Annotated in this window: 1 protein-coding gene; it reads left to right on the top strand. The window is 59.2% G+C overall.

Annotated elements, in window-relative coordinates; genetic code table 11:
• Positions 1-377, top strand: a 377-nt coding sequence (locus AB4Z23_RS28985) for a TRAP transporter large permease subunit (RefSeq protein WP_441361372.1), incomplete at both ends; no start/stop codon positions are given.

Here is a 377-nt window from a genome sequence, read left to right as displayed (position 1 = left end):
CTCTACATCATCGTGACCTCGATCATCAGCCCGGGAAAAGTGCCTGCACTGCCTTTGGAGGCACGCACCCTGCGGGGTAGCAAATTGCTTTTGAAGGTGATCACCTCGCTGGTGCCGCCGCTCGTCCTGATATTCCTCGTGCTTGGTACGATCTTCCTCGGCATCGCCACGCCCACGGAAGGTGGCGCCATGGGAGCGGTTGGCGCACTCGCCCTTGCGCTCGCCAATCGCAAGCTCAATTTGGGCCTCATTCAGCAGTCGCTATACGCGACGGCAAAACTGTCGTCCTTCGTCCTGCTCATCTTGCTCGGCGCGCGCGTCTTCTCCCTGACTTTCTATGGCGTGAACGGCCATGTCTGGGTCGAGCATCTAATGAC

Source organism: Agrobacterium sp. MCAB5 (assembly GCF_052114365.1).
GTDB lineage: Bacteria > Pseudomonadota > Alphaproteobacteria > Rhizobiales > Rhizobiaceae > Agrobacterium > Agrobacterium tumefaciens.
The sequence above is the reverse complement of the archived record's forward strand: the minus strand, read 5'-3'. Positions and strand labels throughout refer to the sequence as shown.